Here is a 4,961-nt window from a genome sequence, read left to right on the forward strand (position 1 = left end):
AGCAGTACAGATGGGAATCACAGAATCAATGATTTTTGCAGATCCGAAAGAGTGAAATTAGATGACTGTCAGCATCCACGACGTTGTCTGCCATGAATACAAACCATATTTTCAGACTCAAAGTCAAAATTATCCAGGGGGTATATTGGCCTGGGTATTAAAGAATAATTCAGACTCCCTAAATCCTCGTTACTGCTTCCTTCGGTCAGGGCCATGATAGACCTCCTTGCCACCGTTTTCTGCATAGCCGTCAGGTATCCCAGTTTGCAGACAACGATTTGCCTTTGCGCAGGATCAGCACCAAGATCACGAAACATCTGGGGATCAACAAAACCAATGTGTTTGGATGTTAATACAATTTCAACTCCCCCGGATGAAAACAGGGCAAGATCACTCTTATAGACTCCCCAGGCAGGGAGAAATGCCTTCACACGTCCTATCATTTTTAATGAAGAACTGGTCATTATATCAAAGGCTGCCCCAATTTCGAGTTCTAATATTTCCCCGACCTTGTCTGAACATTTTGTGACAGACTCAGGATCAAAAAACCCGCCGTAAAGGATGGGCTGCTCCAAAGAACCTGTTTTTTTATCCTTAACTATAAGCTTCAGAAAGTTGGTACAATCCCCGGATGACCCAGCTGTAGGATTATCTCCCGAGTCTGATAAGTAAACGGGAGTAGGACCTTCATTTACGGCTTGAAAGGCGACATTCAAAGCCTCCTCCTGACTATAAGTCTCGGTGTGAAATTGAAAGTCACCTCTGTGTGACCAGAACAGATTGGCCAGGCGAACGGCTTCACTGCGTGCCAGAGACTCATCTTCCTCTGTGACAACAAGAACCGCGACCGAGCTGTCAGGACTGTCGGCCCATGGAAACCCCATCAGATAATTGGCGGCCATGACTCCATCATGTTTTTCACTCTCCCTGAGAGCGTTCATCAATGTCTTCATTGGCTCGGTGGAAGTTTCCGATTTTTCTCCAGCCACCAGAAAGGGCACTCTCACCCAGGCTGAAACCGGTTTGACACCTTGCTCAAGAGCTGCAATGGTCATCCTTGCTGCGTGAACTCCGGTTTCAAAGCAGTCTGTATGAGGTGCACATTTATAACCCACATACCCATCAGAGAAGTCATGCATTCTCTGGGAGTACGTTGTATGCATATCAAGAGAAGAGAACAGGGGTAAAGTCGGAAAGATTTCTCTCAGGGATTCAAGGAGGTCTCCCTCCGCCTCGCCTATCTCCTCAATCCTCATTGAACCATGAAGAGACAGGCAAAGGGCATCAATAGCTGCTTCTTTCTGAGCGGCTCTAGCTCTTACAAGGATTTCCTCTTTCAGTTCAAGATAGAGTTCTTTGGACACCAGACCATTGGGAACAGCCCTGGCACAGACTGTGGGAACAAGCTCATACCCTGCGTCCTGCAGGGTTTTAACAACCCCGCTGATACTGTCGCTGTCATTGAGAACTGAAAACAGTTCACTCCCGTATTGGATAGAAAAATCATCCCGACCTGTGATGATGGGATTAAATGAGTTTGATTCATGATGCAGGCTTGCCGTTAAAATTCTTTTCACATGATGTTCCTGTCAGTTGGTTTCTTCGATGACATTACTAAGTAATGTATTCCATTTCTGTTTATTCTTATGACTCGTTCCAACTTGTGGTATGGCATATAGTTCACTCAGCATACAGGCGGCGGCCCCCCTTGCGGGATCATAGGTCCCCTCTTCTACTACCTTCAATTGACATCCCTTACTCTCCAGTGACATCCATTTTTCCTTATAATCATGTAAGAGTATTTCCTGGACCATATCTCCGTTATCCGAGAGATCCCCCCCGATAAAAAGGGCTCTCGGGTTCAAAATCTGGAGGAGGAAAGTCATATTACCCATCAGTTCCCGAATGATCTCTCTCTGGATCTCAGGGTCATAAAGAGCCCGGTCCATTTCTTCTCCAGAAAGTGAAAGTTGCCATTTCAACTGCCTTTCCTTTGAAAAAAGGATACTCTGATATTCACCGGCTTCATGAGAAACTCCGGTGTAGAGCTGACCATTGAGAACCATGCCGATTCCGATTCCAATGGAGGGCAGGTTTTCAGGAAGCATCTTTCTTTTATGAAACCTGGAAAGAAGATAAATAAAGGAATCATCTTTTGACTCGGGGTTGTTCCAGAGGATATTCTGAGCACAGCAGTTTGCATCATTTTCCATAACAACAGGAAAGGAAAAAGAAGTATCCAGAAAGCTGCTGAGATCAATATCTTTAAGATTATGGGTCCAGCAGTCTTTCACATAGCTGTTATATCTGTTCACAATACCTGGTATTGCCAGCCCCATTCCTAGAATCGGGATTTCAGGATTCAACTGTTTTCTAACATCAATTACGGTCTGGATTAAAAGAGCTTGAAAATCATGCTTCCCGAAATTGTATTCTATTCGCTGGGAGGACAGGATATGGCCAGAAACATCACAAATAACAGCACAGTAATAATCAACCTGAAGATCCAATCCGATTACATATCCAAAATTGGAAATGATCCGGATGGAGATAGGGCGGCGCCCAAGACCTATCTTTTGGACAACAGCGTCTACGAACTCTTCTACTAGGCCGGCCTTGATCAACCGGTTCACAATATAGCTGACAGTGGAGGGTTGCAGGCCCAGTTCTTCAGCCATTTGATGACGGGAACAGGAACGATGTATCCTCAGATAGTTTAAAATCAGGGCAGAATTAGCGGCTTTCTGGAAAAGGCTGTTCCCGACAATTTTCAATGTGATCTCCTTGTCAACTTACAAAGATGAATGAGGCTTGAGAGTGGAGAGAACAGCATCAACTCTGGTAGTGCTGGTATAGCTGTTCCTGAACTCGGGCTTCCTGAGTAATCCACCCATATAGACATGATCAGGGCAGTGCTGCATGACGCTTTCACATTCCTGATCGAGGTATATATGATACTCACCGGCACCCGTTTCCTTGATGATCTTGGGCAGTTTACGCTCTGTAATATCACCTCCGGGCATGATGATAATCCGGCCCTGAGCTTTTTGGATTATATCACGAATGAGCTCGGCTCCTTCAAAGACCGAAGCTTCCTGACCGGATGTCAGTATCCGGTGACAACCCAGATCAATGATATCTTCAAGAGCCTGATAGGGGTCTACTGTGACATCAAAAGCCCTGTGAAAAGTGATACTCATATCTCCGGCCTCTTTAATCAGTGACGCATTTCTCTCTTTATCCACGGTTCCATCTTTTTTCAAAATACCTATAACAACCCCATCCACACCGACTTCACGGCAGTAGCGGATGTCTTCCATCATGACTTGAAACTCTGTATCGGTATAACAGAAGTCCCCCGGCCTTGGTCGTATGATGACATGTAATCCAAGGGAGACAGATTGTCTTGTGATTTTTATTGTTCCGGCACTGGGAGTTGTCCCGCCACCAAAAAGATTTTCACAAAGTTCGACCCTATTTGCCCCTGCTTTATCTGCTATGATAGCTGATTCAGCAGAATCCAGACATATTTCAAGTTTATATTCCATAGTTTACTCCTTTAAGGCTCCTTCACCGAAACCTTTTATAATCATATTGTGTGCACCTATATAAAAAAGGATCATTGGTAGAGTCCCAATTGTCAAGGCGGCAAATTGCATACCATAGTCTTGGTTCAGCCTTCCTGCAAAAGAATTAATAGACACTGGCAGGCTCCTCATGTGTTGCCCGGATGTCAATATGAAAACAAGAACAAACTCATTCCAGTTCCTCAAAAAAGAGAGGATAGCGATGGTTGCTACGACCGGTGTTGAAAGAATAAGAATCAACTTCCAGAAAATTTGAAGATAGTTTGCACCATCAATGATGGCTGCTTCGATCAGAGAATCTGGAATTCCTTTAATATAAGAACAGGCCAGGAGTATAGCCATCGGTAAGCCAAAGGTGACATAAGGGAGAATAACACCCAGACGGGTATTATATAGACCGATTCTTGTCTCAAGGATAAACAGAGGTGCAATAACCGAATTAACGGTTATAAGCAGTCCCAAAGCAAAGATGGAATAGTAGATTTTTGAACTCTTATACCCAAATTTTGTCAGAGCATAAGACGCCGCGATAGCCAGAAAGACAGTGATTCCAGTTCCTACCCCGGCATAAATCACACTGTTGATAAAAGACTGACCCATATTCCCGATTTCCCATGCCTGAAGGTAATTTCTTATGGTCGGTTCTTTAGGCAGAGACATGGGAAAAAGCATAATTTCTCCCTGGAGTTTAAAGGATGAGTAAAGCATCCAGATTAAGGGAAGCAGGGTTATCATAGTAAAGAGGATCAAGAAAATCTGTGCATAGATTCTCCATCCCCTGGGGATCTTATTGTGAATATCCATTTAGGGCAGACTCCTAATCAAACTTTTGTTGAAAACGACCGTAGAGAGCCCGGCCCAGGCTGATGAGTCCAACACTGAGAAGAACAATCACCAGAGAAACAGCAGAACCATAGCCATAATTGTTATATGTAAATGTATGCTTGTATAAATAAATTGACATAACATTGGTATAGTCCACAGGACCACCCCCGGTCATGGCAAAAACAAGGTCAATACTTTTGAGGCTACCCGAAATGGCAAAAATGGAACTTGTAAAAATGACATTGGCCAGAGCCGGCAATACGATGCTCCATAGGATCGTCATTTCACTGGCACCATCCATCTTCGCTGCCTCAATAGAGGACTTGGGAATCCTTTGCATATTAGCCAGAAACATGACCATATACAGACTCGTATGCATCCATAATAATACAAAAAGAATCGGTACCATAGCAAAGTATGGACTCTCCGAAATCCTGAGGATGTAGTCCGGATTTCCAGTGATGTATTTCATAAAGTATGTAAAGACCCCAACAGGAGAAAAAATCCTATTCAAAAGAAGGGCAACAACAACAGATGAAATTGTTATCG

5 protein-coding genes are annotated in these 4,961 nt (G+C 44.0%); all 5 read right to left on the reverse strand.

What is annotated here, in order from left to right; all coding sequences use genetic code 11:
* Positions 1-68: 68 nt before the first annotated feature.
* Entirely contained in the window at positions 69-1,577 is a 1,509-nt protein-coding gene (locus PF479_RS14665; protein WP_298007922.1) for a M81 family metallopeptidase, read from the reverse strand.
* A gap of 12 nt (positions 1,578-1,589) precedes the next feature.
* Positions 1,590-2,774: an ROK family transcriptional regulator gene (locus PF479_RS14670; protein WP_298007924.1), complete on the reverse strand. Its 1,185-nt coding sequence runs from the start codon at positions 2,772-2,774 to the stop codon at positions 1,590-1,592.
* Between the two features lie 18 nt (positions 2,775-2,792).
* Entirely contained in the window at positions 2,793-3,548 is a 756-nt protein-coding gene (locus PF479_RS14675) for a copper homeostasis protein CutC (protein ID WP_298007927.1), read from the reverse strand.
* Between the two features lie 3 nt (positions 3,549-3,551).
* Positions 3,552-4,391 (reverse strand): carbohydrate ABC transporter permease, encoded by an 840-nt coding sequence (locus PF479_RS14680; protein WP_298007929.1) that lies wholly within the window; start codon positions 4,389-4,391, stop codon positions 3,552-3,554.
* 13 nt (positions 4,392-4,404) lie between these two features.
* The coding region (locus tag PF479_RS14685) for a carbohydrate ABC transporter permease (RefSeq protein ID WP_298007931.1) at positions 4,405-4,961 on the reverse strand (557 nt) is incomplete at its 5' end.

It is taken from the genome of Oceanispirochaeta sp. (assembly GCF_027859075.1).
Lineage (GTDB): Bacteria > Spirochaetota > Spirochaetia > DSM-2461 > DSM-2461 > Oceanispirochaeta.

Bases quoted from the DNA above. Each gene is read 5' to 3' on its own strand.
- PF479_RS14680 (WP_298007929.1), bottom strand. From the start codon at position 4,391: ATGGATATTCACAATAAGATCCCCAGGGGATGGAGAATCTATGCACAG.
- PF479_RS14675 (WP_298007927.1), bottom strand. From the start codon at position 3,548: ATGGAATATAAACTTGAAATATGTCTGGATTCTGCTGAATCAGCTATC.